The sequence below is a fragment of the Nocardioides houyundeii genome (assembly GCF_002865585.1).
GTDB lineage: Bacteria > Actinomycetota > Actinomycetes > Propionibacteriales > Nocardioidaceae > Nocardioides > Nocardioides houyundeii.
On the sequence record NZ_CP025581.1, the window covers coordinates 3485434 to 3510513 of the forward strand.

At 69.5% G+C, this 25080-nt stretch carries 23 protein-coding genes and 3 tRNA genes; 15 read left to right on the forward strand and 11 right to left on the reverse strand.

All coding sequences use genetic code 11. From position 1 onward, the window contains the following. Positions 1-111: 111 nt before the first annotated feature. From eccCa to C0R66_RS16755, 4 genes are all read left to right on the forward strand, one after another. Positions 112-2235 carry a type VII secretion protein EccCa gene (gene eccCa, locus C0R66_RS19700; protein ID WP_241901495.1) on the forward strand — a complete coding sequence of 708 codons (2124 nt, stop codon included), beginning with the start codon at positions 112-114 and terminating at the stop codon, positions 2233-2235. Positions 2236-2390: 155 nt separating this feature from the next. Beyond that, complete coding sequence (gene eccCb, locus C0R66_RS19705) at positions 2391-4106, forward strand: type VII secretion protein EccCb (RefSeq protein ID WP_241901683.1); 1716 nt, start codon at positions 2391-2393, stop codon at positions 4104-4106. 85 nt (positions 4107-4191) lie between these two features. Continuing rightward, positions 4192-4563 (forward strand): type II toxin-antitoxin system VapB family antitoxin, encoded by a 372-nt coding sequence (locus C0R66_RS16750; protein ID WP_101525654.1) that lies wholly within the window; start codon positions 4192-4194, stop codon positions 4561-4563. Beyond that, on the forward strand, positions 4560-5075 hold the full coding sequence (locus C0R66_RS16755) for a LytR C-terminal domain-containing protein (RefSeq protein WP_101525655.1): 516 nt from the start codon (positions 4560-4562) through the stop codon (positions 5073-5075). The genes C0R66_RS16750 and C0R66_RS16755 overlap by 4 nt, the downstream gene beginning before the upstream one ends. 18 nt (positions 5076-5093) lie before the next feature. Here the strand turns inward: C0R66_RS16755 and C0R66_RS16760 are convergent, their stop codons facing one another. Beyond that, entirely contained in the window at positions 5094-6596 is a 1503-nt protein-coding gene (locus tag C0R66_RS16760; protein ID WP_101525656.1) for a potassium/proton antiporter, read from the reverse strand. 132 nt (positions 6597-6728) lie between these two features. Here C0R66_RS16760 and C0R66_RS16765 point away from each other — a divergent pair, with 132 nt between their 5' ends. From C0R66_RS16765 to C0R66_RS16775, 3 genes are read left to right on the forward strand one after another with little or no spacing between them, the layout of a single operon-like run. Further along, positions 6729-7160: a methyl-accepting chemotaxis domain-containing protein gene (locus C0R66_RS16765; protein ID WP_101525657.1), complete on the forward strand. Its 432-nt coding sequence runs from the start codon at positions 6729-6731 to the stop codon at positions 7158-7160. 1 nt (position 7161) lies between these two features. Then, the gene (locus C0R66_RS16770; protein ID WP_101525658.1) at positions 7162-8091 is read left to right on the forward strand and encodes a hypothetical protein; all 930 of its coding nucleotides are present in this window, start codon (positions 7162-7164) and stop codon (positions 8089-8091) included. Continuing rightward, positions 8088-9440, forward strand: a complete 1353-nt coding sequence (locus C0R66_RS16775; RefSeq protein ID WP_101525659.1) for a hypothetical protein — start codon at positions 8088-8090, stop codon at positions 9438-9440. The genes C0R66_RS16770 and C0R66_RS16775 overlap by 4 nt, the downstream gene beginning before the upstream one ends. 19 nt (positions 9441-9459) lie before the next feature. Here C0R66_RS16775 and C0R66_RS16780 read toward each other — a convergent pair whose 3' ends face one another. Together C0R66_RS16780 and C0R66_RS16785 are read right to left on the reverse strand one after the other, a co-directional pair. Continuing rightward, the gene (locus C0R66_RS16780) at positions 9460-10908 is read right to left on the reverse strand and encodes a VWA domain-containing protein (RefSeq protein WP_101525660.1); all 1449 of its coding nucleotides are present in this window, start codon (positions 10906-10908) and stop codon (positions 9460-9462) included. 7 nt (positions 10909-10915) lie between these two features. Continuing rightward, a complete protein-coding gene (locus tag C0R66_RS16785; protein ID WP_101525661.1) occupies positions 10916-11794 on the reverse strand; it encodes an AAA family ATPase in 879 nt (292 codons plus the stop codon). A 60-nt stretch (positions 11795-11854) separates the two neighbouring features. On the opposite strand from C0R66_RS16785, the gene C0R66_RS16790 reads away from it, so the two are divergent. Beyond that, positions 11855-12130, forward strand: a complete 276-nt coding sequence (locus C0R66_RS16790; protein WP_101525662.1) for a hypothetical protein — start codon at positions 11855-11857, stop codon at positions 12128-12130. Between the two features lie 123 nt (positions 12131-12253). Here the strand turns inward: C0R66_RS16790 and C0R66_RS16795 are convergent. After that, a tRNA-Ser gene (locus C0R66_RS16795) sits at positions 12254-12341 on the reverse strand. Between the two features lie 85 nt (positions 12342-12426). Continuing rightward, entirely contained in the window at positions 12427-12816 is a 390-nt protein-coding gene (locus C0R66_RS16800; protein ID WP_101525663.1) for a hypothetical protein, read from the reverse strand. A 112-nt stretch (positions 12817-12928) separates the two neighbouring features. On the opposite strand from C0R66_RS16800, the gene C0R66_RS16805 reads away from it, so the two are divergent. Together C0R66_RS16805 and C0R66_RS16810 are read left to right on the forward strand one after the other, a co-directional pair. Then, positions 12929-13384, forward strand: a complete 456-nt coding sequence (locus C0R66_RS16805; RefSeq protein ID WP_158648090.1) for a hypothetical protein — start codon at positions 12929-12931, stop codon at positions 13382-13384. Positions 13385-13452: 68 nt separating this feature from the next. Further along, positions 13453-13543: transfer RNA gene (locus tag C0R66_RS16810), tRNA-Ser, on the forward strand. Positions 13544-14046: 503 nt separating this feature from the next. Here C0R66_RS16810 and C0R66_RS16820 read toward each other — a convergent pair. From C0R66_RS16820 to C0R66_RS16830, 3 genes are all read right to left on the reverse strand, one after another. Next, on the reverse strand, positions 14047-15006 hold the full coding sequence (locus tag C0R66_RS16820; RefSeq protein WP_240311736.1) for a phospholipase D-like domain-containing protein: 960 nt from the start codon (positions 15004-15006) through the stop codon (positions 14047-14049). A 156-nt stretch (positions 15007-15162) separates the two neighbouring features. Continuing rightward, the gene (locus tag C0R66_RS16825) at positions 15163-17022 is read right to left on the reverse strand and encodes a phosphoenolpyruvate carboxykinase (GTP) (RefSeq protein ID WP_101525667.1); all 1860 of its coding nucleotides are present in this window, start codon (positions 17020-17022) and stop codon (positions 15163-15165) included. A 187-nt stretch (positions 17023-17209) separates the two neighbouring features. After that, positions 17210-19054: a phosphoenolpyruvate carboxykinase (GTP) gene (locus C0R66_RS16830; RefSeq protein ID WP_101525668.1), complete on the reverse strand. Its 1845-nt coding sequence runs from the start codon at positions 19052-19054 to the stop codon at positions 17210-17212. A gap of 156 nt (positions 19055-19210) precedes the next feature. On the opposite strand from C0R66_RS16830, the gene C0R66_RS16835 reads away from it, so the two are divergent. Continuing rightward, positions 19211-19540, forward strand: a complete 330-nt coding sequence (locus tag C0R66_RS16835; RefSeq protein ID WP_101525669.1) for an ArsR/SmtB family transcription factor — start codon at positions 19211-19213, stop codon at positions 19538-19540. 58 nt (positions 19541-19598) lie between these two features. After that, positions 19599-19671, forward strand: a tRNA-Arg gene (locus C0R66_RS16840). Positions 19672-19749: 78 nt separating this feature from the next. Here the strand turns inward: C0R66_RS16840 and C0R66_RS16845 are convergent. Continuing rightward, positions 19750-20862, reverse strand: a complete 1113-nt coding sequence (locus tag C0R66_RS16845) for a site-specific integrase (protein WP_158648091.1) — start codon at positions 20860-20862, stop codon at positions 19750-19752. A gap of 40 nt (positions 20863-20902) precedes the next feature. Further along, complete coding sequence (locus tag C0R66_RS16850; protein WP_199286723.1) at positions 20903-21508, reverse strand: helix-turn-helix domain-containing protein; 606 nt, start codon at positions 21506-21508, stop codon at positions 20903-20905. 168 nt (positions 21509-21676) lie between these two features. Between C0R66_RS16850 and C0R66_RS16855 the strand changes: the two genes are divergently transcribed. From C0R66_RS16855 to C0R66_RS16865, 3 genes are all read left to right on the forward strand, one after another. Next, a complete protein-coding gene (locus C0R66_RS16855) occupies positions 21677-21868 on the forward strand; it encodes a helix-turn-helix transcriptional regulator (RefSeq protein ID WP_199286724.1) in 192 nt (63 codons plus the stop codon). A gap of 169 nt (positions 21869-22037) precedes the next feature. Continuing rightward, on the forward strand, positions 22038-22931 hold the full coding sequence (locus C0R66_RS16860; protein ID WP_101525671.1) for a hypothetical protein: 894 nt from the start codon (positions 22038-22040) through the stop codon (positions 22929-22931). Positions 22932-23199: 268 nt separating this feature from the next. Beyond that, on the forward strand, positions 23200-23901 hold the full coding sequence (locus C0R66_RS16865; protein WP_101525672.1) for a recombinase family protein: 702 nt from the start codon (positions 23200-23202) through the stop codon (positions 23899-23901). Here C0R66_RS16865 and C0R66_RS18770 read toward each other — a convergent pair. Further along, positions 23888-25078: an MBL fold metallo-hydrolase gene (locus tag C0R66_RS18770; RefSeq protein ID WP_158648092.1), complete on the reverse strand. Its 1191-nt coding sequence runs from the start codon at positions 25076-25078 to the stop codon at positions 23888-23890. The genes C0R66_RS16865 and C0R66_RS18770 overlap by 14 nt on opposite strands. Positions 25079-25080 lie beyond the last annotated feature (2 nt).

Genomic DNA, 25080 nt, shown 5'->3' on the forward strand with positions numbered 1-25080 from the left:
CTCGTCCGCACCGCAGGGTAGTCGCTCACCGGCCTTGCCGCAGGTGGCACGGGGGTCGTCAAGTCCGCCTATCATCATCGCGACCACGACACGGGTCGACGAGGGGGACGCTTGAGCACCGCACTGCGCAACGGGCACCGACTGGAGGCCCCGGAGATGCCCGGCGGCCAGATCGTGCTGCAGCCGCCCCCGGAGCTGCAGGTCAACGAGGGGGCCTCGGGCGTCCTGATGAACGCCATCCCGATGCTCGGCAGCCTCGGCTCGATCGTGCTCGTGGCCACCATGGGCGGCGGCGGTGCGGGCCGGGGACGCAGCTTCCTGGCCGCCGGCATGTTCCTCTTCGCCACCCTGGGGTTCATCGTCGTCCAGATCGACCGGCAGCGGAAGCAGCGGGCCCAGCAGGTCACCGGCTCGCGCACCGAGTACCTGCGCTACCTCTCCGGGATCCGCAAGGTGGCCCGCGACGCCGCGGCCCAGCAGCGCCGGGCGCTGACCTGGAACCACCCCGAGCCCACCGCACTGCCCTCGCTGGCCGAGGAGCGCACCCGGGTCTGGGAGCACGGTCCCGGAGACCCGCACTTCCTGCACGTGCGCTACGGGCTCTGCGCCCAGCCGTTGTCGCTGGAGCTGATCCCGCCGGAGAGCGCCCCGGTCGACCAGGTCGACCCGGCCGCCGCCTCCGCGCTGCACCGGCTGCTGGTGGTGCACCGCACCCAGCCCAACCTCCCGGCCTCCCTGGACCTGCGCGCCTTCGACCGCGTGGAGGTCTGCGGCCCCGAGGACGAGGCCCGGTCCGCGGCACGGGCGATGATCTGCTCCGCCACCGCCTTCCACAACCCCGAGCAGCTGATCGTGGCGGTGCTGTGCTCCGAGGCCAACCTGACCCACTGGGACTGGGTCAAGTGGCTGCCGCACGCCCAGAGCGCCCAGGAGTCCGACGCGGTCGGACCGATGCGCATGGTCAGCACCTCCCTGGAGGACCTCGGCGCGCTGCTGCCGCCGGACCTCAACGACCGCCCCCGCTTCGGCGCCGACGAGCGCCCGGCGACCCCGCACATCCTGCTGGTCATCGACGGCGGCCACCTCCCGCCCGGCAACCACGTGGTGCCGCCCGACGGGCTGCACGGCGTGACGCTGCTCGACCTGCCCGCGCGCTGGGACGAGCTCGAGGACGCCAGCCGGCTGCGGCTGGAGTTCACCGACGCCCCGACCTCCCAGGACAAGTGCCCGGTGCTGGCCCTGCGGCTGCGCGAGGAGCCGGTCAAGGCGCTGGTCGACCAGTGCGACCTGGCGACCGCCGAGGCGTTCGCCCGTCGTCTCTCCCCCCTGCACGTGGTCTCCACCGGCTCGGACGAGGGCAGCACCGACATCAGCGGGCCGTCGGACTTCATGGAGCTGCTCGGGATGGGCGACGTCCACACCTTCGACCCCACCACGTCGTGGCGCCCCCGCCCGGCCCGCGACCGGCTACGGGTGCCGATCGGCCTGGGCGACGGTGGCTCGCTGATCCACATGGACATCAAGGAGTCCGCCCAGCAGGGCATGGGGCCGCACGGGCTGGTGATCGGCGCCACCGGGTCCGGCAAGTCGGAGTTCCTGCGCACCCTGGTGCTCGGCCTCGCCATGACGCACCCGCCGGAGCAGCTCAACATGGTGCTCGTCGACTTCAAGGGCGGGGCGACCTTCGCGGGGATGTCGGAGATGCCGCACGTCTCCGCGGTGATCACCAACCTCTCCGAGGAGCTCACCCTCGTCGACCGCATGCAGGACGCCCTGTCCGGTGAGATGGTGCGCCGCCAGGAGCTGCTCCGCGCCGCCGGCAACTACGCCTCGATCCGCGACTACGAGAAGGCCCGCGCCGCCGGCGAGGACCTCGCCCCCTGCCGTCGCTCTTCATCTGCGTCGACGAGTTCTCCGAGATGCTCACCGCCAAGCCGGAGTTCATCGACCTGTTCGTGGCCATCGGCCGCCTGGGCCGCTCCATGGGCATCCACCTGCTCCTGGCCTCCCAGCGCCTGGAGGAGGGACGGCTGCGGGGCCTGGAGTCCCACCTGTCCTACCGGGTGGGTCTGCGCACCTTCTCCGCCGGGGAGTCGCGCACCGTCCTGGGCGTCCCCGACGCCTACGAGCTGCCGGCGGTGCCGGGACTGGGCTTCCTCAAGCCCGACCAGTCCACGCTGCTGCGCTTCAAGGCCGCCTACGTCTCCGGCCCGCCGGCCGGGCGCACCCGGGTGATCCGGGACGAGGGCGGCCACGTCCGCGGGATCCTGCCCTTCTCGATCGCCGAGGTGCAGGCCCTGGAGCCCCTGGAGGCCGACGTCGAGGAGGCCCCGGCACCCAAGAGCCAGCAGGGCGAGGCGCCGTCGCTGCTCGACATCGCGGTCGAGCGGATGGTGGGCCACGGCTCCCCGGCCCACCAGGTGTGGCTGCCGCCGCTGGACGTGCCCGACACCCTCGACGACCTGATGCCCGACCTGGTCGAGGACCCGCAGCTGGGGCTGGTCTCGCCGCACTGGCGGGGCATCAAGGGCCTCGTGGTGCCGCTGGGCACGGTCGACCGGCCGCGCGAGCAGCGCCGCGACACCCTGACCCTGAACCTCACCGGCGCCGCCGGTCACGTGGCTGTGGTCGGTGGACCGCGCACGGGCAAGAGCACGATGCTGCGCTCGATCGTGACCAGCCTGTCGCTGACCACCACTCCCCTGGAGTCGCAGTTCTTCGTCCTCGACTTCGGTGGCGGCACGTTCGCCCCGCTGGCCCGGCTGCCCCACGTCTCCGGGGTCGGCACGCGCGCCGAGCCGGACGTCGTACGCCGGATCATGGCCGAGGTCAGCGGCATCGTGGACCGACGCGAGGCCTACTTCCGCGAGCAGGGCATCGACTCGATCGAGACCTACCGCGACCGACGGGCCCAGGGCGCAGCGGACGACGGCTACGGCGACGTCTACCTGGTCATCGACGGCTGGGGCACGCTGCGTGCCGAGTTCGACGACCTGGAGATGGAGATCCAGCAGCTGGCCGGTCGCGGGCTGACCTTCGGCCTGCACCTGGTCACCGCCGCCAGCCGGTGGGCGGACTTCCGCGCCGCGATGCGCGACATCCTCGGCTCACGGCTGGAGCTGCGCCTCGGCGACCCGCTCGACTCCGAGATCGACCGCAAGGTCGCCGCCCTGGTGCCGGCCGGACGTCCCGGCCGCGGCCTGGTGCCGGGCAAGCTGCACTTCCTGGGCGCGTTGCCCAGGATCGACGGCAAGCCGTCCCCGGACTCCCTGGGCCCCGGGGTCGACCACCTGATCGAGCGCGTCACCGCCGCCTGGCACGGCCCGGCCGGACCCAAGCTGCGTCTGCTCCCCGAGCGCATCACCCTGCACCAGATCCGCGAGGACGCCGCCCGGCGCGGCCAGGTGGGCCGCGAGCTCATCCTGGGCATCAACGAGAAGGAGCTGGCCCCGGTCACCCTGGACACCGACGCCGAGCAGCACCTGCTCATCTTCGGCGACGGCCAGTCCGGCAAGAGCGCGCTGCTGCGCAACTACCTGCAGGAGGTCATGCGCACCCGGACCCCCAAGGAGGCGCAGATCGTCGTCGTGGACTACCGGCGAGCGCTGCTGGGCGAGGTTCCCGAGGAGTACCTGCTCAACTACCTCACCAGCGCCACCCAGGCGGCGCCCGCGCTGACGGACCTGGCGGCGTACCTGCAGAACCGGCTCCCCGGCCCCGACGTCACCCCGGAGCAGCTGCGCACCCGCACCTGGTGGACCGGCGCCGAGGTCTTCGTGGTGATCGACGACTACGACCTGGTCGCCACCTCGCAGAACTCCCCCGCCCAGGTGCTGCAGCCCCTGCTGGCCCAAGCGCGGGACACCGGGCTGCACGTGGTCGTGGCTCGACGCGCGGGTGGCGCGTCCCGCGCGCTGTACGAGCCGGTGATCCAGTCGCTCCGGGACCTGGCGATGCCGGGCATCATGCTCTCGGGTCCCCGTGACGAGGGCGTGCTGATCGGCAACGTGCGCCCGCAGCAGGCCGAGCCCGGGCGAGCCCGGATGGTCACCCGGGACCGGGGCACCGAGGTCGTCCAGCTCGCGTGGACCGAGCCGACGATGTGAGTCCGACCGGCTCGTAGCGGCGGCTGCGGCGGCCAGACCTCAGCGATCTGGCAGCCGTTGCCGCGGACGTCGATATAGTCGCCGGGTGATCTTCAAGCGGGTAGGCGAGGGACGTCCCTACCCTGCCCACCACCTTTCCTCCCGGTCCTGGGCGGAGATCCCGCCCAGCCAGGTGCGCCTGGACCAGCTGGTGACCACCAAGGACACCCTGCACCTGATGGCGCTGCTCGACGAGGACTCCACGTTCTTCGGCGACCTGTTCGCCCACGTGGTGCGGTGGCGCGGTGAGCTCTACCTGGAGGACGGGCTGCACCGGGCGCTGCGGGCCGCGCTGCACCAGCGCAACGTGCTCCATGCCCGGGTCTACGACATGCCCGACGACGCCGCGGACGGCGAGACCGACGGCTCGGGAGACGAGTCCTCGTCCGGCCCGACCGCTGGCAAGGAGACCCGGTGACGCTGACTCCACGACTCCGCTCGGCCCTGACCCTGGGCACCCTGTGCCTGCTTCTGGTCCTGGCCGCCCTGGTCGGGTGGAGGTCGGCGACCGCGCCGCTCCCCCAGATCATCACCACCGAGCTGTGCGTGGACACCGACCTGGTCTCCGGGGAGATCCTGTTCCCGGACCAGGTCGCGGTGAGCGTGTTCAACGCCAGCTCCCGCAACGGGCTGGCCAGCAAGACCCTGAACCAGCTGGAGCGGCGCGGCTTCGTGCCCGCCGACACCGGCAACGCCCCCGACGGCACCCAGGTGCGGGGGGTGGAGATCTGGGGAGACGCCGCCAACCCGGCGGTCTCCCTGGTCAAGCAGCACTTCCGCAGCGCAGCGGTCAGGACCGGGCCGCAGCTGGGGCTGGGCGTCGTGGTCGTCGTGGGGGACGGCTACCAGTCGCTGCGGCCGGCCAAGGCCGCGCCGCCCTCGGTCGACGTACAGGCGGCAGCCACGGTGTGCAGCCCGCCGGGCAGCTGACCCGCCCTCACCCGGGGCTCACCCCTCGGCCCACTGGGCCAGACGTCCGTGGGACGAGACGGCCCGTAGCCGCTGCTCGGTCGCGTCGCGCTGCCGACGTGGGGTGACCACCAGCAGCTCGTCGCCGTTGCGCAGCACGGTACGTCGTTCCGGCACCACGGCCTCGCCGTCCCGGATGACCAGCGACACCGAGGCTCCACGTGGCAACCGCAGCTCCCCCACCTCGACCCCGTGCATCCTCGACCCGGGGCTGATCGCCACCTGGAGCAGGTCCGCGGCCACCTTCTCCAGCGGCGCCGCCTCGACGTCCAGCCCCCGCGGCTCGGAGCGCCGGGCGACCCGGAGCAGCCGGGCCACCAGCGGCAGGGTGGGGCCGGTCAGCACGGTGTAGATGACCACCATCACGAAGACGATGTCGAACAGGTCCTCCGAGGACTCCACGCCCTCGGCCAGCGGGATGGTGGTCAGCACGATGGGCACCGCGCCCCGCAGGCCCGCCCAGGAGATGAAGGTGAGCTCGCGCAGCTTCAGCCTCGGCCGCCCCTGCATCAGCGAGCTGATCAGCACCGAGACCGGTCGCGCCGCGAAGGTGAGGATCAGCCCCGCGGTCACCGCCAGGAAGACGGTCTCCCCGGTGATCCGCTCCGGGGAGAGCAGCAGCCCGAGCATCACGAAGAGGCCGATCTGCGCCAGCCAGGCGACGCCCTCGGCGAAGGACCGGGTGGCGACCCGGTGCGGCAGCTCGGAGTTCCCCAGGATCAGCGCGGCGACGTACACCGCGGCGAAGCCGGAGGCGTGCACGTAGGAGGCGGCGCCGTAGGCCAGGAACGCCAGGCTGATCACGGCCAGCGGATAGAGCCCCGACGACGGCAGTGCGGCGCGACGCATCACCCAGGCGCCGCCGGCGCCGAAGATGAAGCCCGACAGCACGCCGATGGCCAGCTCGAAGGAGATGATCCCGAGCACGGCCAGCGGGCCGTCGTCCAGAGCGGCTCCGCTGGAGACCAGGGTGACGAGCACGACCGTCGGTGCGTCGTTGAGGCCGGACTCGGCCTCCAGCACCCCGGTCAGTCGCTTGGGCAGCGGCACCACCCGCAGCACCGAGAACACCGCCGCGGCGTCGGTGGGCGAGCAGACCGCTCCCAGCAGGACGGCCAGCTCCCAGGGCAGGCCGAGCAGGTAGTGCGCACCCACGGCCATCAGCGCCACCGAGATGGTGACCCCCACGGTCGCCAGGGCCACGCCGAACCGCATCGCGGGCCGTACGGCGCTCCAGCTGGTGGTGAGTCCACCCTCGGCGAGGATGATGGCCAGGGCCCCGAAGCCCAGGGCGTGGGCCAGGGAGGCGTCCTCGAACTGGATCCCGAGGCCGGCGCTGCCCAGGGCGACGCCCATCAGCAGGTAGATCAGCAGGCTCGGCAGCCCCAGACCCGCGGAGAACCGCACCGCGAGGATGGCCAGCAGGGTCACCCCGGATCCGACCAGCAGGAAGGTGTCGAGCTGGTGGACGTCGAAGGTCACCTGTCTCCTCGGGTTGGGTTGCTGGGCGAATCGTATCGGTGACCCCCACGCGATCGGCGTACGCAATGATTGGCGTCGAGGTTTCGGCCTGCAGACACGGGGTATGCCACTCACGCAGCGAAGGGCGGTGCGATGTACGGCGAGACGGCGATGATGCGACGACGCGTCAGCCAGCTGAGGGAGCAGGGATCAGAGATCCGCCGGGTGGCGGACCGACTGGTGGCCCAGGCTGAGAGCGTGCCGTGGCACGGTCGCGCCGCCGAGTCGATGCGCCTGCGCATCCAGGACCGCGCCTCCCACCTGCGCGACGCCGCCGGCCTGCACGAGAGTGCCGCGGACTCCCTGGACCACCACGTGCACGAGGTGGACCGCCTGCAGGACGCCATCGCGACCATCGAGCGCAAGGTCGCCTCCCTCGTCGCGGACGCCCGGGCCCGCCGGGCCCGACTCGCCGACTCTCCCCAGGGCGGCGACGTGGACGACGAGGACGCCGCGTTGCTGGCCTTCGCGATGCCCCCGCCCGGTCACAAGGACTGGCTCGACGTCGAGCTGCCGGGACTCTGACGTGGCGACGATCGACCTGACCGCGGCGCCGCCGCCGCGCACCGCCAAGGTGCTCGACGGGGTGCCCCGACGTCTCGCCCTGACCCTGCCGGAGCTGCGCCTGGTGGCCCAGCACGCAGGTGACGCCCCGCTGCCGTTCGACGTCTCGGTGGCGGACGTGCCGAGCCCGCTCGACGCCCGTCTGGGCACCACGAGCGTGTCGGGCGAGGAGGCGGCCTACGCCGCCGCCCTGGCCTCCCTGCACGGGGCGGAGGACTCGCTGACCCGCCGCGGCCTGCTGGACGGCGACGTCGTGGAGCCCGGCCTGCTCGGAGCCGTGGGGCTGCTGGCCGTCCCCGAGCTGGCCCTGGAGATCGACATCGCGACGGCCACCACTCACGTCAAGGCGTGGCACCGGGAGTCGGCGGGCGCGGTGGCCACGCTGGCCACCGTGGACGGCCTGGTCTTCGAGCTGGCCTGGTTCGGCGCCGACCAGTGGGCGGGCGAGCTGGCCCGGGTGGCGGTGGTGCCCGAGGAGGTCACCCTGCACGACTCCGCGGTGCCGGTCGCGTTCACCATGCCCTACTCACTCGCGGACTCGGTCGGGGAGGCGCTGCGCTCGCATCGGTCCGACCTGGTCCAGGTGCTGGTGGACCAGGCCGACGGCTCCGTCGTCGACGGCGACGGGAACCCGATCGAGGACGCCGCGGCCGGCGCGGCCGTGGCCGCCCTGCACCAGGAGGCGCAGGGCAGGCTGCGCCTGCTCGCCGCCCGGATCGAGGAGACGGGGTCCACGGCGGTCGGCGTCGTCTCGTGGACCCTGCTGGCCGACGGCTGGCACGCTCTGCTGCCGCACCACGACGTCGCCGCCCCCCGCCTCGAGGTCCGGCGCGTCACCCCGCAGGACCTGCCCGCCACCCTCGCTCCGGTGCTCGCGGAGGTGAACGCATGAGCGACCTCGGTGCCCAGATCGCGGCCGCCGGCAGCGCCCCGCCCCGCACGGAGGCGGCGATGGCGGCCGACAAGTACCACGAGATGCTGGCCCTGGCCGACCTGTTCGACTCCTCCGGGGAGGAGATGCGCGGCCGGGCCCGGCTGGGGGTTGCCGTGCTCTCGGACCCGGAGGTCGTCGCCTCCGCGGCGCTCTCCCCGGCCACGTACGCCGAGGCCGAGAGCGACATCCGGGCCGCCACCACCGGCAAGAACGGCCTGCTGACACGCTCCGTCGAGCTCGACGCCGACGGGCTGGTCGTGCGCGCCACCGTGCTGACCTACCGCTGGATCGACGAGCTGCAGAACGCCGCGTACCAGACGCTGGGCTCGATAGCGGGCCGGGCGATCGGATACCTGGCGCCGGAGGTGGCGCTGGGCGGTGCCATCGTCTCGGCCGGCCTGATCGAGACCGACAGCCTGGACCGCGACGGGGTGACGGCGTACCTGAACGACCTCGCCGAGAACAACCCGGAGCTGATGGACCACATCTCCGGCGGCGGCGGACTGCTGGACGGTCTGCAGATGCGCTCCCTGCTCACTGCCGGCGTGCTGGCCGGGGAACCGGGGAAGTCGGTGGCGCGCGGTGGCCTCCGGGCCCTCGGCGTGCAGCCGTTCGGGCTGGACGCGGCGTCCGCGCTCCGCGACTCCATCGGGGCCTTCATCTCCGAGGCGACCGGCCCCGACACCGAGCTGTCGGTGGACCCGGTCTCCGGCACGGCGCCCCGCGGGCTCGGCGAGCTGATGGACACCCTGACCAGCACCGGCTCGGGCGTCGCGGTGCAGGAGGTCGGCCCCGACCGCTTCATCGCCTACCTCCCCGGCCCCACCGGCGCCCGGGAGAACGTCACCACGCCCCGGGTGCGTCTGGTCAGCGGTGACCACTCGATGTATGCCCGCCAGGTGGTCAAGGCCATCGAGAAGTCCGTGGGCGAGAGCAGCCAGGCCCGGGTGATGCTCGTCGGCAGCGCCCAGGGTGGCGCGACGGCCGCGGAGATCGCTGCCGGGTCCCGGTCCGCCAAGTTCGTCATCGACCAGGTGGTCACCGCCGACTCGCCCGCGTCCCACGTCCCGGTGATCCCCGAGGCCTGTCAGGTGCTGTCCCTGGAGGAGCGCAGCGACCCGGTGGCCATGCTGGGCTCCCTGATCAACCACGGGGTGCCCAACCGCCTCACGGTCGCCTACGACGGGCAGGGGGCTGACGGTGCGGAGGCCTTCGTGCAAGGCGCCCGCGCCGCGGACGCCTCCTCCCACCCGGAGCTGGTGGCCGCGGTGTCCCGGATGCGGTCGCTGGGGTTCCTCTCCGGCTGAACCGGCACGGAGGCGCACCTCAGACGAGGTCGTGCACGAACTCCCCCAGCTGGTTCAGGTTCCGGCACTCGAACATCGGCACGATCTCGCCGTAGACCTGCGCGGCAGAGTCGCCGGTGCCCCAGTTGCGACGGTGCTCGGGGTTGAGCCACCAGCCCTGGCGGGCCGCCTGGGCGAGCCCGCGCAGCGCGTCCTCGCCCAGGTCGCTGTAGTTCGAGCGGGCATCGCCCAGGATCAGCAGCGACGCCTTGGGTCCCAGGGCGTCGGAGTGCAGCTCGGCGAAGCGCGCGAACGCCTGGCCGTAGTTGGTCCGGCCGAAGCGTGAGGCGTGAGCGGCGCGAGCGGCCAGCTGGGCCATCACCTCGCCCGGGTCGGCGCCGGGGCGGAACGCGTCGGTCACCTCGTGCACGTCGTCGACGAAGGTGAAGGCGCGCACCTTGGTGAACTGCTCGCGCAGCGCGAAGACCAGCATCAGGGTGAACTGGGCGAAGTTGGCGACCGAGCCGCTGACGTCGCACAGCACCACCAGCTCGGTGCGGTGCGGCCGCTTGGGCCGGTGGTGGGTGGTGAGCGGGACACCACCGGTGGACATAGAGGCCCGGACCGTGCGCCGGAAGTCGAGCGTGCCCCGGCGCTGGGCATGGCGCTCCTTGGTGAGCCGGGCCGCCAATCGCCGCGAGAGCGGGTAGAGCTGGCGCCGCATCTCCTCCAGGTCGGCCCGTCGGGCGGAGGTGAACTCGAGGCGGTCGACCGTGGGTCGCACGGTGAGGCGCGCGATGTCGGCCGGGTCGCGCTGGGCGGCGATGCGGCGCCGGGCATCCTCCTCGACCATCCGGCTGAAGGCGCCGATCCGGCGGGCGGCCCCCCGCTCCGCCTCATCCTTGCTGCGCCCGCGAGCCTGGAGCGCCGTGACGATCCGGGCCACCAGGTCCTGCGGCGTGACCCGGCGCAACGTCGTGTACGCCGACCATCCGGACTGCCCCGGTGACCGGCCCGGCATCTCACCGAACCTCGCCACGGCTTCCACGGCCAGGTCGAGCAGCGCCGACGGCTCCTGGCCGGACCCGGCGTCGGGCTCACCGTCCGCCGGGCCGGGCTCGGTCCCTTCCGCCGCGCCCGCCAGAGCAGCGGCGAGACGCTCTCGGAACTCGGCCAGGGCGTCGGCGGAGTCACGCAGGCCGTGCTCGTCCTCCCAGTCGCCGGCATCCACGCCGTCGCCGAGCAGGCGCGGGAAGTACAGGTCGAACAGCGCCTCGAACGTCGGGCGCTGGGACTGCCGCTTCACCAGGGTCGCGGCGTACCCGGTGCGGAAGAGCTCCCGGGACTCCCAGCCCAGCACCGAGGCGGCCGAGACGGCGTCGAGACCTTCGGCGAGGGAGACGCTGAGCCCCGCCTCACGCAGCGCCTCCAGGAAGCCGATGTGCCTGGCGAGCAGGCCCGAGCCGGTGCCGGGCGGCTGCTCGCTCATGCCCGGGTCACCGCCTCAGCTTGAGCTCGCGGACGGCACGGGCGTGGTCGGAGGCGTGCTTGAGCACCACGCCCAGCGTCGACTCCACGGCCGCCTCGTCGAGGTCGTTGATCTCCAGGGCGATCAGGGTGCGCGCCCAGTCGATGGTCTCGGCGATCGAGGGGGACTTCTTCAGGTCCAGGTCGCGCATCCGGCCCACCATGTCGACCAACTGGCCGGCGATCCGGTCGTCGATGCCGGGCACCTGGCTGAGCACGATGTCCCGCTCCCGCTCGGCGTCGGGATAGTCGAGGTAGAGGTAGAGGCAGCGACGCTTGACCGCCTCGGAGAGCTCCCGGGTGGCGTTCGAGGTGAGCACCACGAACGGCCGGCGTACGGCGGCCAGCGTGCCGAGCTCGGGGATGGTGACCTGGAAGTCCGAGAGCACCTCCAGCAGCAGGCCCTCCACCTCGACGTCGGTCTTGTCGACCTCGTCGATCAGCAGCACCGTTGGCTCCGCGCGGCGGATGGCGGTGAGCAGCGGACGGGTGAGGAGGAACTCCTCGGTGAAGATGTCGTCGTGGGTGCTGCTCCACTCCTGGCTCCCCGCGGCCTGGATGCGCAGCAGCTGCTTCTTGTAGTTCCACTCGTACAGCGCGCGCGCCTCGTCGAGGCCCTCGTAGCACTGGAGTCGCACCAGCTCGGCGCCGGTGGCCTTGGCGACGGCCTTGGCCAGCTCGGTCTTGCCCACTCCGGCCGGGCCCTCGATCAGCAGCGGCTTCTCCAGCGCTCCCGCGAGGTGGGCGGTGGTGGCGGTCGTCCGGTCGGTGAGATAGCCGGTCGCCTCCAGCCTGGTCGCGGCGTCTGCGGGCGAGCTGAACCAGGCATGGGGCGTGGCGCGGGGCATGACGCGAACTCTAGGCGCTGCCGGGCTAGGCTCGTGGCCACCAGACGACAGGGAGAACCCATGAGCACCGAAGAGGACGCGACCCTCAGCGTCGCCGCGCAGCTGATCGCCGACCCCGAGATCACCCACGACGCCACGATCAGCGGCGACCGTCCGGGGATCCACCTGGAGCTGGTCGACCTGACCGACGCTCCCGAGGACGACGAGTGGGAGCTGGACACCACCGCCGACATGGGGCTGAAGATCATGATCGCCGGCCTGGACCCGGAGGTCGCGGGCCAGCTGCTCCGCGTCGCCGCGGACTTCCTGGACGAGGCCTCGGTCGAGGAGGACTAGGCGACATCGGCCCGGCCCGGCTCAGCCGGTGCCGGGCCGGTGCCCGACCGCCCGGCGGTCCAGCTCCGTGCGGCCGCCCTGCGGCCCGGAGCTGTTGCAGAAGATTCGGCTCTTGCAGGAGATTGGCAGAGGGGGCGGGATTCGAACCCGCGGTAGGTCTCCCTACGACCGCTTTCAAGGCGGTTCCGATCGGCCGCTCCGGCACCCCTCCACGCGCGACACGCGCGCGTGGGAGGCAGTCTAGGAGGTCCCGCACCCGCCGTCACGACCGGGACCGGACGGCCGCGGCCGCCGGCTCAGTCGGATCCGCCCGTCTCGCCCTCAACCTCGTCGTAGGCGATGTCGTTGAGGCGCTGCAGGTGGTGGCGCAGGTCGACCATCAACCGCCGCAGCTCGTAGTTCGCGCGGTCCACGTCGCAGTCGGCGAGCACCCGGAACCTGAGCACCGTCATCCGGTCCAGCAGAGTGTTGCGCTCCCGCAGGGCCGAGGAGCGGCGCGCCTGAAGCAGGTCCGGAGGGACCTCGGTCTCGCTGACCAGCAGCTCGCGCACCGCGTTCATCCGTTGCAGCACCGCCCAGCGCCACACGCTGAGCGGGGTGCTGTGCGCATAGTGCTCGAGCACGTGCTCCAGTCGGAGCACGGCGGTGTGAGCCACCTCGTCGGCGGCGGTAACGGCGGGCGTCATAGGGCGTCCTCCCCGGGGAGTGGGAGATGATTCGGCTCTGAGTGTGACGCCCCTCACGACTTGTGACAAGGGCTGATTGGCGTCGGGTCGCGACGTTGTGTTCAATCGGGGGGTGCCAGCCCCCACCCCCGCCGACTACCGGTTCGCCCCCGCACTGACCGCCCGCCTCCTCGGCCTGACCCTGGTGGCCTCGGCCGTGGTGGTCCTGGTGGCCACGGTGGCCGTGGCCTACTGGGACCTGCACACCGTGGTGCTGCTGGTCCCCGCACTGCTGGTGCTCGCGGTGCTGGTCTCGATGATGGCCTGGAGCAACGGGTACGTCGTCCGGCTCACCGAGGACGGCTACCAGGTCCGCCGGATCCGCGGGGCCGGCGTACCGGCGGCGCACTGGAAGGACGTGGAGGACGCGGTCACCACCCACGTCCACGGATCCCCGTGCGTGGTGCTGCGCCTGCGCGACGGCCGGACCACGACCATCCCGGTGGAGACGCTGAACGTCGACCGCGAGGCCTTCGCCCGGGAGCTGCAGGAGCGCCTGACCCACGGTCAGGGACACCGGCGCCTGTGACCCGCGTGGCCATTCCGGGGGTGATTCGGCAGTTGCGGCTCCCGCCTTGTAGCCTGTCCTCGCTGTCGGGAGGCGTCGCCTAGTCCGGTCTATGGCGCCCGCCTGCTAAGCGGGTTTGGGGCTAAAACCCCATCGAGGGTTCAAATCCCTCCGCCTCCGCAGTGTGTCCGGCCCCCGTTGCACGCAACGGGGGCCGGACCTTTCTCCCGCCGAGCGCGGCCTGGCGGCCCCGCCACGGCCAAGTTTCTGCAGCAATCTGCAACGCAACAACCTGCAGGTCCATATCGGTGACATACGCCCGGTATGCGGTTGAGAATGAACTCCGAGGGCTTTCCCGAAGCCCCAGACCTGAAGGTGGCCAGCATGAAGTTTGTCCGACCCGTTGCCGTTGTCGTAGCCACGACCCTGCTCAGCCTCGGTGTCCTCTCGACGGCTCCCGCCCAGGCGCGGGACACCAGCTGGGGATACAGCGTCGGGCGCTGACCGCTCACAACCCTGACCCGCGAGACACGGGAACGTTCGGACCCCCCGCCGACCGGATCTCGGAAGCCTCCGCCAAGGCGAGTCTCGCAAGACGAAGGCAGCGACCATCTGGTCGCTGTCTTCGTCGTTCCAGACGATTGTCCCGAGCCGGTCTCCAGACCTGGTTCTCGGGAGCAGGACTAGTCCTCCGGCTGGTCCTTCAACACTTCTTGACCGGTCACTCCACGGCGACCCATGGCGTAGCCGAGCTGGAAGCGGGTCTGCGCCTCGAACTCTTCCTTCAGGTCCGAGACGTAGCCGGCATACGTCCTGGGACTAACCCCCAGACGCTTGGCGCTCGCGGGGTCGGCGTACCCCTCGATCAGCATCCTGATCGTCATCGCGCGCTGCTCCGCGGCGACGTAGCGGGTCATGGAGGTCTCGCGGTTGGAGTAGGGACGGCCGCGCTCCCAGACGCGTTCGAACATGTCGACCAGGTAGGCCACCAGCGACGGCTCCCGGATCGCCAGCGCCACGGCCAGCCCCTCGTGCCCGGGGATCAACGCGACCCGGCGGTCCACCACGATGATCCGGTTGAAGAACTCGTCCAGGGTCCTGACCTCGGCGCCGCGCGCCACCACCTGGGCGACGTACTTGTGGGTGTGCGTGCTGCGCCGCGCCGAGTGCTGGTAGAGGGTCCGCATCCGTACGCCGCGGTCCAGCGCCGCCAGGTCGCGCTGGGTGGCGGCCTCGAGGCTCGGTGAGTTGCGCCCGGCCTGGGGCTGAGCGGTGAGCAGCTCGTACTCGGCGTCCGCGACCATCGAGGCGATGAACGGGTTGATCGCCTCCGACCGGACCTCGGTGAACGCCCCGCTGACCACCCCGGGAGACTTGCGCCAGGTGTGGGCCAGCCCGTTGAAGGCCTGGGCCCAGCTCGCGGACTCCGAGATCAGCTCGGCGCCGCGCTGGCCCATCGGTGAGACCACGAGCGAGGACACGGTGCTCGGATCGACCGCCACGAAGCGCGGGCCGTCACGCACCAGCAACCCGACCCGCAGCAGCAGGTCGAACCCCCGTCGGGTGTCCTCGTCCTCGAGGCGGGCGTCCTCGGCGAAGATGCCGCCCGAGGAGACGATGTCGTCGTAGAGCGGAGTCGACACCCGTTCGAACAGTTCCCGGTCCCCTGGTCCGTACTGCGCCACGCCGCCCTCCTGAAAAATGCGAGAGGCCCCGGCCAGGCCCGCGCAGGCATGATCTTCGCACAGCGCGGACCTGGTCCGGGGCCTTGTCGCCCGGAGCGCAGTCGGGGCTCGGGCTCACGCCTCCAGGCGGGCCCGCAGCGTCTCCAGCTCGTCGCGCAGCACGCTCGGCAGGTCGTCGCCGAACTTGGCGAACCACTCCTCGATCTGCGGGATCTCGGCCTTCCACTCCTCCACGTCGACCGCCAGCGCCTGCGCGATCGCCTCCGGGGTCATGTCCAGCCCCTCGACGTCCAGGGAGCCCGGCGCCGGCACGTGACCGATGGGGGTCTCCACGGCCGCGGCCTGACCCTCGAGCCGGTCGATGACCCACTTGAGCACCCGGCTGTTCTCGCCGAAGCCGGGCCACAGGAAGCCGCCCTCGTCGTCGCGCCGGAACCAGTTGACGTAGAAGATCCGGGGCAGCTTGGACTCGTCGTTGTCCTTGCCCATGCTGATCCAGTGGGCGAAGTAGTCGCCGGTGTTGTAGCCGATGAACGGCAGCATCGCCATCGGGTCGCGGCGCACCACCCCGACCGCGCCAACCGCGGCCGCGGTGGTCTCGGAGGAGAGGGTGGCGCCCATGAAGGTGCCGTGGGCCCAGTCGCGCGCCTCGGTGACGAGCGGGATCGTGGTCTTGCGACGGCCACCGAACAGGATGGCGTCGATCGGCACGCCACGGGGGTCGTCGTACTCCGGGGCCAGGATGTCGCACTGCTTGATCGGGGTGCAGTAGCGGCTGTTGGGGTGGCTGGAGAGCGCTCCCCCGTTGGCAGAGCCGTCCGGCGTCCAGGGCTCGCCCTTCCAGGAGGTGGCCCGGGCCGGCGGGTTCTCCAGGCCCTCCCACCAGACGTCGCCGTCCTCGGTGAGCGCGACGTTGGTGAAGACGGAGTTGCCCTTGTTGATGGTCCTCATCGCGTTGGGGTTGGTGTGCTCGTTGGTGCCGGGCGCGACGCCGAAGAAGCCGAACTCCGGGTTGACCGCCCACAGTCGCCCGTCCTCGCCGATGCGCATCCAGGCGATGTCGTCACCGATCGCCTCGACCTTCCAGCCCGGGATGGTCGGCTGGAGCATGGCCAGGTTGGTCTTGCCGCAGGCGCTGGGGAAGGCCGCGGCGACGTACTTGGTGACCTGGGCGGGACTGGTGAGCTTGAGAATCAGCATGTGCTCGGCCATCCAGCCCTCGTCGCGGGCCATCACGCTGGCGATGCGCAGGGCGTAGCACTTCTTGCCGAGCAGGGCGTTGCCGCCGTAGCCGGAGCCGAAGCTCCAGATCATCCGCTCCTCGGGGAACTGCACGATGTACTTGGTGTCGTTGCACGGCCACGCGACGTCGGCCTGGCCCTCGGCCAGCGGCATCCCGACCGAGTGCAGCGCCGGGACCCAGCTGACGTGCTGGCCGGCGGCGTCCAGCTCCTCCATGCGGCGCAGCACGTCGGTGCCCATCCGCGCCATCACGCGCATGCTGACCGTGACGTAGGCGGAGTCGGTGATCTCGATGCCGAACATCGGCCGCTCGGCGTCGAGGTGGCCCATCACGAAGGGGACGACGTACATGGTGCGCCCCGCCATGCACCCGGCGTAGAGCCCGCGCATGAGCTCCTTCATCTGCTTCGGGTCCATCCAGTTGTTGGTGGGTCCTGCGTCGCGCTCGGCGACGGAGCAGATGTAGGTGCGGTCCTCGACCCGGGCGACGTCGCTGGGGTCGGAGGCGGCGTGGAAGGAGTTGGGCTTGATCTCTGGGTTGAGCCGGGTGAAGGTGCCCGTGGCCTCCAGGGCGCGGGTCAGCTGCTCCCACTCCTCGTCGGAGCCGGTGCACCAGTGGATGTCGGCCGGCTGCGTCAGCGCGGCGATCTCGGTGACCCAGTCCAGGATGCCCTGGTGGCTGGTGGGCGGCTGGTTCGCGGACGTGGTGGGTGCTGGGGTGACGGCAGTCATGACTGTCCCTCTCGCGCGTGCGGGGTGGTTCGCCCGGCACCTTTGCCCGGCGGGATGGGTGCGGCGAGGCTAGCGCGGCGCGGGAGGGTCACCTATTGGATCGATCAAGGCTGGAACGCGACGACGGCCCCCGTGCTCGCGTGCGAGCTCGGGGCCGTCGAGGGCGGTGCTATGGACTGGGTGAGGGTCAGCTCTCGTCGCTGTCCAGCTCGGACGCGACCCGGCGGTGGGCCTCCCAGATCGCCTCAGGCATGTTGTCGAACTGCTTGAGATGCTCCTCGCGGTAGCCCATCTCCTGCTGCCAGCGGGCCTTGTCGATCGTGAGGATCGTCTTCAGGTCCTTGGCGCTGATGTCCATGCCCTCGAGGTCGAGCTCCTCCTCGGTCGGGATGATCCCGACCGGGGTGCGGTTGCCCTTGACCTCGCCGTTCTTGAGCTTGAGCAGCCACAGCAGCGGGCGCAGGTTGTCGCGGTATCCGGGCCACAGGAAGTGGCCGTCCTCCGGGTCCTTCTGGAACCAGTTGACGTGGGCGAAGATCGGCTGGTCCTTGGCGGCCCCGACGATGTCGAGGTAGTGCTGGGCGTAGTCGCCCTCGCCGTAGGCCATGAACGGGCGGTTGGACATGGGGTCGTAGCGGAGCACGCCCTCCTTGCCCTCGGCCGCGGCGGTCGCCTCGGCACCCAGCGTCAGGCCGTCGTAGACGCCCTCGGCGAGGTCGTGGATCGCGCGGATCAGCGGCTCACGGTCGCGGGTACGGCCACCGAAGATGATCGCGTCGATCGGGACGCCGGCAGCGGCGTCGTAGTCCTTGGCGATGTTGGGGACGTTGTCCAGCGTGGTGGTGAACCGGCTGTTCGGGTGCGCCCACGGGTCGTTCTGCTCGGCCTCGGAGCGCTCCGAGATCGGGTTGCCCTTCCAGTCCAGCCAGCCGGTGTTGTCGGCGGGCGGCTGCGGGGTGCGGCCCTCCCACCAGACCTCCTGGGTGGTGGGGTTGTAGGCGATGTTGGTGAAGATCGCCTTCGTGCCCTCGGCGATGGAGGCCAGAGCGGTGGGGTTGGTGCCCTCGTTGGTGTCCTTGGCGACACCGAAGACGCCGTACTCCGGGTTCATGCCGTAGAGCTTGCCGTCGGCCTCGTTGACCCAGAGCCACGCGATGTCGTCGCCGTAGAAGGAGACGTGGTAGCGGTCGCCCAGGGCGTCGGGGGCCAGCATCATCGCGAGGTTGGTCTTGCCCGAGGCACTCGGGAAGCCACCGCAGATGTGGTAGTCCTTGCCGGTCTCCTTGTCGTGGATCCCGATGAGCATGTACTGCTCGGCGAGGAACTTCTTCGACGCCCAGCCGTCGTACGCACCCTGGCGCAGGCCGTGCGCGATCTTGCCGAGCAGCGCGTTGCCGCCGTACGACGACCCGAAGTGCAGGATCGTGCGCTCGTCGGCGACGGTGACGAAGTAGCGCTGGTCCTCGGGGGTGCCCTGGCCCAGGTTCTCCAGGTCGCCGGTCACGTGGACCGCGCGGACGAACTGGTTGGGGTCCTCGAGGTCGTTGAGGAACTGCGCGCCCACCCGGGACATGCGGATCATGTGCAGCACCACGGTGCGGGCGTCCGTCAGCTCGACACCGGCCGCCCACGGGGCGAGGTCGTTGCCGGGAGGCGACATCAGGTAGGGGATGACGTACATCGTCTTGCCCTGCGACGCGCCGCGCATCCGGTCGTGGAGCAGCGGCTTCATCTCGTCGGCGGGGCGCCAGTTGTTGTAGACGCCCTTGTCCTTGGGGTCGTTCGTGGCCACGATCGTGCGCTCCTCGGAGCGCGCGGTGTCCTTGTAGTAGCTGCGGGAGTAGTAGAGACCCTCGCCCGCCGGGTCGAGCTCGCCCGCGTCCAGGGCCTCCTGGATGAGCCGAGCGTCGTCGGCGGCGGAGACCACCTCGATGCGCTCGGCGCCCGTCAGTTCCGCGTAGTAACGAACGTACTCGAGAACGTGCGGGTTCTTCAGCCCAGCGGCGTCCAGTGCTGCCTCAACGTCTGCCATCGTGCCTTGCTCCCTCAGTCATGGAAGTTCCGGTGCCCGGACCTCTTCGTCCGCCTGCCGTGCCCTCGTACCCACAAAACTCTAATTGAAGAGTTTCGCAACTACGCTAGTCTGCACATGTCGTGAGACTAACCTGAGAGGCAGGGTGGGGGCATCATGGCAGTACCCGTCTACGAGGCCAAAGCCGACCTCTTCCGGACGCTCGGTCACCCGGTGCGGGTCCGCGTCCTGGAGCTCCTCTGCGAGAAGCCGATGCCGGTGAGGGACCTGCTGGCCGAGATCTCGGTGGAGTCCTCCAACCTCTCCCAGCAGCTCGCCGTGCTGCGCCGCTCCGGCCTGGTCACCTCCACCCGGCACGGCACCACCGTCGAGTACGCCGTCGCCAGTCCCGGGATCGCGGCCCTCCTCGCCGCCGGCCGGGAGATCCTCGCCTCGGTCTGGAGCGACGCCGAGGACCGGCTGCACGAGCTGCGCGAGACCTCCTGATTTCACGCCCGGGCAGCCCATCGGCTACTCTCTTCCAGTCCTCGCCTTGGCGGGACGGGCGCCTGTAGCTCAACGGATAGAGCATCTGACTACGGATCAGAAGGTTTGGGGTTCGAATCCCTACAGGCGCACAAGACAGAGGCTCCTGACCTGCAGCGATGCAGGTCAGGGGCCGTTTACGTTGTGGGGATCAGGGTGCGATCCATCGCTTACCCACCGCTTACCTCCTCCGGGGCCACTAGAGCCGAGAGGAGATCACGAGCATCTGGACCCTGATGCGTGCGCTCGATGTAGTGCCGCTCGGTAATCGCCGAGGATGAATGCCCCAGTTGTGCCGAGGCCGTCAGGGCGTCGAACTCGCGCGAGATCACTGTTGCCACCGTCTTGCGGAACGTGTGCGACGTCACAGCCGACCATTCGGGATGGCGGCGCTGGAAGGCCCGCCACTGCTTCGCCACGTTTCGGTGATCGCGGAGAGTGCCAGTGGAAGACGCGAACACGACGCCGTGATCGTTGCCTTCCTTCTCTACCCGACGACGAAGCAGCATCTCGACGGCAAACGGTGGGAGTTTCAAAAGACGCTGGCCGGCTGCAGTCTTCGCATGCTCTTGAAGCATGACAGGGCCTCCCTTCTGCCTGATGAGTGTGGCCGCGATCTTCACGGTGGGCGTGGCTCCCAAGTCCACGTGACTCCACCGCAGAGCCAGAGCCTCGTTGATCCGACACCCTGTGGCGAGAAGTAGGTCAATTAAGTCCGGGAAGTCAGCGCGAGAAGCCGCCTGGTCGGCCCTGATGCCCTTCCTCAGGGTCACGACTTCATCCGGACTCAAAGCCACCACTGTTTTCAACTTCACCGCGATAGGTAGCGTCTGCTTCGCTGGGTTCGACTGGAGCGCATCGTGACGCACGGCCACGCCGACAATCCCAATCAGCACAGTCCTCACCCCCTTCGCCGCAGTGGCACCGGAGCGTTCCCGAACGGTGGCCAAATGACTGTCCAGGCGGCCCACTCGGAGTTCCTGAACCATGACGGCGCCAAGAGCTCGACGCACGTGCCGGTCCACCACCTCTCGGTAGTGGGCCTTCGTCCCGGCGGCTCGATCTGAGTCGTCAATCTCCTTCAGCCACAGATCCGCGACGTCGTTGATGCGCGTGGTACCAGTGACGATGTCGCCAGACGGCCTGGATCGCGCCATCAACCGCGACAAGAGCTCGTTCTCTGCCCTTGACCGGCTCGTACCCGACGCCTCCACCAGGCGTGTCTGACCATCGAAGTCGCGAAACCTCGCGCGTGCGCGGTAATGACCTTTGCGGATGAGCACCGTGGAGATCCGCCCCCACCGCCCCAACTGCAGCGAGGGCCTAGCCACGAGGAACCTGAGGCGGGAGTGGGGGCGCGGGATCAAAAGCCTGCCTCGCCCACCCCTCATCGTCGTCTGGATCAAGTGTGCGGAGCTGTTCGATGTCGGCGTTGTGGTACTCGGACTCCCCCTTGCCGTCCTTGCGGTCCTCGTCACTCCAACCCGCGCACTGCTCTTCCCACTCAAGCAACTTCACACGGGTCCATGTCTTGCGCCTGTCAAAGCGCTCTTCGTCATTGAGGACTTCGCGCGGCCTGACGCGTTCATGAAATCGCCTGCCTGCCTCGCTACTCATCCGCTGGGTCAATGACCGAAGGCCGTTTCCCCACTGCCAGACCATCCGAGTGTCGAGCCAACTCTCGGGGTAGCCCGTCAGCGCGCACCCAACCGAGGACCCCAACTCGCGAGGGAACAGCAACGCACTTGGATTGACATCGAGCACCAGGGCTAAGGCGACGAGATCGTCTACGTCAACGCGGCGCTCGCCGGCTTCGATCCTGCGAAGACCAAGTGGCGGGATTTTGTGGCCCCGCCGCGCTAGCTCTCGGGACACCTCCGCGTACGACAGACCCAGTTCGAGCCTGAAGTGCTCGATGTTGGTGCGCACCGTGCTTGAGGTCGGTCCCGACGTCAATTGCTTACCTGCCATGGGCAGAGCATAGACGATCAAAGATGAAGATCAATGATTCATGTCCCACAACTCATGAAAAACCATGAGAGAGTTTTCCTCGTTCTAAGATCAGAACGATCTATGACTAGAAAGAAGGGATCAAACATGGACATGCGCCTTGAGTGCTACCTCTCGCCCCAGAAGCTTGCCGAGCTGATGGACATCCCCGTCGCGACTATCTATCGGTGGCGATCAGCCGGTGGCGGGCCGCGCGGGCATCGCGTCGGCAAGCACGTTCGCTACCGCATGTCGGACGTGCACCTGTGGCTCGATGCCTGCGCAGACAAGGCCCCGTGACGTTCCGCCTACTAACAGGGGGCGGAGAGTGCAAGAAGGTCACGACCTTGGGCGATTCGGGGTTGACACCATCAGGTTGAGAGGACGCGTCGCGCCGGACACCCAAGGCCCCGAGGCCCAGAGAATCCGCCGTCGCCTGAATCAAGCGACTGGCGAGGTAGAGGACTCTGTGACGAGTGAACTGTTGGTCGGAAACGGGTCGCCCGTCCAGATCGAGTTTTGGCGGACCGGCACGCCTGAGGTCACCATGGAACTCTCGCTCCCCACAGTGCTGCGGGGCAACAACTTCCAGCCTGCGGCGCCTGCCGAGGTCATTGGGGCGGTTCAAGACGCCTACGACCACGTGAATCGACTTGCGCCTTGGCTGTGCCCGATCGAGGAGCTGACGGTCGCGCGAATCGACCTTGCGCGGGACTTCAGCCAGGTGGCGGATGCACCCGGCCACCTGGCTCGTCTTGCCGAACGACCTGGAAAGCGGATGCGGACGGTGGCCTACTACTCCAACACCGGAGTCGGCGTGGAGACCGTGATCCGTTACACCGATCGACACGTGGGCCGGCTGTACGACCGGGCTGCCATGTACGCCGCGGGTGTCTCTACGGCGCAGGGTCAACGTACGGCTGACGACCTGCGCGATCTTGCTCGTGCCGAGCGTGGCGTGGTGCGCTTCGAGCTCCAACTTCGCTCGAAGGCCGCGGAAGGCCATGGGATCAAGACACTGCACGACGTCTGTGTCGCCCCGCTTCCGGATATCGCGCACAACTACTTCCAAGACCGCTGCCGGTTCGACGCTGTAGTCGCTGGCGGGGAGTGGAAAATCAAGGAGGCCGTGGCCCAAGCAAGGAGGCACGGCATCAAGATCACTGCCCCGCTAGGGCAACTGATGCTCGACGCCCTCAACGAGCCGCCAGAGTGCAGTGCTGGCACCTTGAAGAAGTACCGAGCACTGGCCAATAAGCTCGGAGTCGCGCCGGTGGATCTTCTAAACACCGAGCCCCGACCTCCCATGCGGCTCGACTTCAACCACGGCCTTCTGGTCCCCGGGGCCGCGGAAGCCGCCTGAACGGGCTTGACTCCGCATCATCACCGCGCGGCTACGGGGGGCCTGCCAGTGGTCTGCGGCATGGTGTCCCTATGACACGCGGACCTACCGTGGCTGGTATCAGTCGAGTGAGCGCTCTCCGGGCAGTTGTGGAAGGAGCGCAGGGGAGCGATTCATGAGCGTCTTCTGGGAGAAGGGATGGTCTGCTGAACACCTGGAGGCGTGACCTCCTGGGGGCGAGGTCCAGATTCCTGTACAGCAAACGACCGGTTGCCGTACACCTTCAGCCATGAGTCGCAAGAAGAAGCAGGCCGGGGACCCGGCCGTCGTCGTCGCCTACCTCCGCGTGTCCACCGATGAGCAAGCCGCATCCGGCGCCGGAATCGAAGCCCAGCGGGCGGCGATCGACGCCGCAGTGGAGCATCGAGGATGGGTCCTCCTAGATACCTTCACAGACGCTGGGGTGTCGGGGAAGAGCATCATCGGGCGCCCGGCGCTTGCGGACGCGCTGGCAACGGTTGAGTCAGGCGCCGCCGGCACCCTCATGGTCGCCAAACTCGATCGGTTGTCGCGCTCCCTGCTGGACTTCGCCTCGCTCATGAAGCGGGCACAAGACCGCGGTTGGAACCTCGTCGCGCTCGACCTCGGGATCGACCTCTCAACGCCGGCGGGCGAGTTCCTTGCTTCCGTCATGGCGTCGGCTGCGCAGTGGGAGCGCCGCATCATCAGCCAGCGCACCAAGGACGCTCTCGCCGCCAAGCGTGCCTCCGGAACGCGGCTGGGCCGCCCGTCCACTCTGCCAGCCCCGGTCAGGCAGCGGATACGCCTAGAACGAGCGAAGGGCAGATCGCTTCGCCAGATTGCCCGAGGCCTGAACGACGACAGGGTCGCAACGGGGCAGGGCGGGCGGATGTGGCACGCATCCAGCGTCCGTGCGGTGCTCCCGCCGCAAGGATCAGTCGAGGTGGTCGCGAGCTCTAGCCAGTGCTGAGGGTCCAGGTGTCGCTAAACCTTGATCCAGGCTCGTCAGTCACCTGCACCAGCGACCAACCCGACGCTGCGACATCCCGCTGCAAGCTCAGGGCCGGGAGAGGCCATCCTTTGAAGCCCGGAACCCCTGGGACCACGACGTTTGCGCCAGCTCCAAGCCATCGTCGAAGGTCGGGCGACCAGTTCCCTCCTGAGCCGTGGTGCGGGGCCTGAAGAGTGCCGAGAGAGCCCAGCCAGGACCCGTAATGAGCAGTTACTTCGTCTCGGATGCTCGATTGCCCGAGGCAGGCGTCGCCAGTGTGTAGCCAATCAGCATGTGAGCCCCAAGGAGAGCCTTCGCGAAGATCGGCCAGGGTGCTGTCGTCCCAAAGATCGTGCCACCACCGCGAGCGCCACCTTCGCTGTGACCCGTACGGCCCGCTGTAGAGCAGCAGTGATGTCCAGTTCTGGTCAGAGGGCAGGCCAGCGGCACGAAGAGCAGCGAGATAGGCCTGCCGAATATCTGTTCGCTGCTTGCGCGTGCCTACAAGGGACGTGAACTCCTGCGGATCCGCCAACCGCTTCTCCACAGCGTCTTCGCTGACCTGCCAGAGCTTCGCCAGCTCGGTGACGAACCTCGGTCGTTCATCCCGCAGGACGGCAGGAACGTAGGGGGCGAGGATCCAGATGGGCCTTCCTCCGGAGAGCAGTTTGACGGTGGCGTCTGCTCCAGACTTCTCGTGCACGCCCGCGCCGAACTCCGGCGCAATGCCGGGGAGGTCGTCCACCGTTTCGACCGGCGCCTCTGGTGGGGGAACGAGCGGGTCCCCGCCCGGCTCCACCAGAATGACGGTGCCAGCCAACCCGCTCAATACCGTAGCCGGATCTGCGGCGAGGCTCACGGCGAAGTAGCTCGGGCTCGGATGCGTGACCAGTTGCGCTAGGCGCTCCCAAGGTTCGAGGAGGGGTGCCACGATCCGACGCACCTCGAACACGTTCGCCAGGGTTGGGAGCCCTTTGACGTGATCCTCGTGGAAGTGGCTGATGTAGTGCACGTCCAGCCTGGGTGGCACGCTGATAGTCGCGAGCCGTGTAGCAGCTTCGCCGATCTCCTCATCGATGAGACGGCGTGCCCGATAGGTACCGCTGTCGTAGGACCAAGCAAACGCGGGCGTTCCCTCGACTGCAATCCGACCCACGT

What these genes read in the sequence shown, in the direction of transcription:
- C0R66_RS16855 (WP_199286724.1), top strand. Translation starts at nt 21,677, where the DNA reads ATGGACATGCGCCTTGAGTGCTACCTCTCGCCCCAGAAGCTTGCCGAG.
- C0R66_RS16780 (WP_101525660.1), bottom strand. Translation starts at nt 10,908, where the DNA reads ATGAGCGAGCAGCCGCCCGGCACCGGCTCGGGCCTGCTCGCCAGGCAC.
- C0R66_RS16830 (WP_101525668.1), bottom strand. Translation starts at nt 19,054, where the DNA reads ATGGCAGACGTTGAGGCAGCACTGGACGCCGCTGGGCTGAAGAACCCG.
- C0R66_RS16785 (WP_101525661.1), bottom strand. Translation starts at nt 11,794, where the DNA reads ATGCCCCGCGCCACGCCCCATGCCTGGTTCAGCTCGCCCGCAGACGCC.
- C0R66_RS16800 (WP_101525663.1), bottom strand. Translation starts at nt 12,816, where the DNA reads ATGACGCCCGCCGTTACCGCCGCCGACGAGGTGGCTCACACCGCCGTG.
- C0R66_RS16835 (WP_101525669.1), top strand. Translation starts at nt 19,211, where the DNA reads ATGGCAGTACCCGTCTACGAGGCCAAAGCCGACCTCTTCCGGACGCTC.
- eccCb (WP_241901683.1), top strand. Translation starts at nt 2,391, where the DNA reads ATGGTGGGCCACGGCTCCCCGGCCCACCAGGTGTGGCTGCCGCCGCTG.
- C0R66_RS16790 (WP_101525662.1), top strand. Translation starts at nt 11,855, where the DNA reads ATGAGCACCGAAGAGGACGCGACCCTCAGCGTCGCCGCGCAGCTGATC.
- C0R66_RS16865 (WP_101525672.1), top strand. Translation starts at nt 23,200, where the DNA reads ATGAGTCGCAAGAAGAAGCAGGCCGGGGACCCGGCCGTCGTCGTCGCC.
- C0R66_RS16765 (WP_101525657.1), top strand. Translation starts at nt 6,729, where the DNA reads ATGTACGGCGAGACGGCGATGATGCGACGACGCGTCAGCCAGCTGAGG.
- C0R66_RS16775 (WP_101525659.1), top strand. Translation starts at nt 8,088, where the DNA reads ATGAGCGACCTCGGTGCCCAGATCGCGGCCGCCGGCAGCGCCCCGCCC.
- C0R66_RS16825 (WP_101525667.1), bottom strand. Translation starts at nt 17,022, where the DNA reads ATGACTGCCGTCACCCCAGCACCCACCACGTCCGCGAACCAGCCGCCC.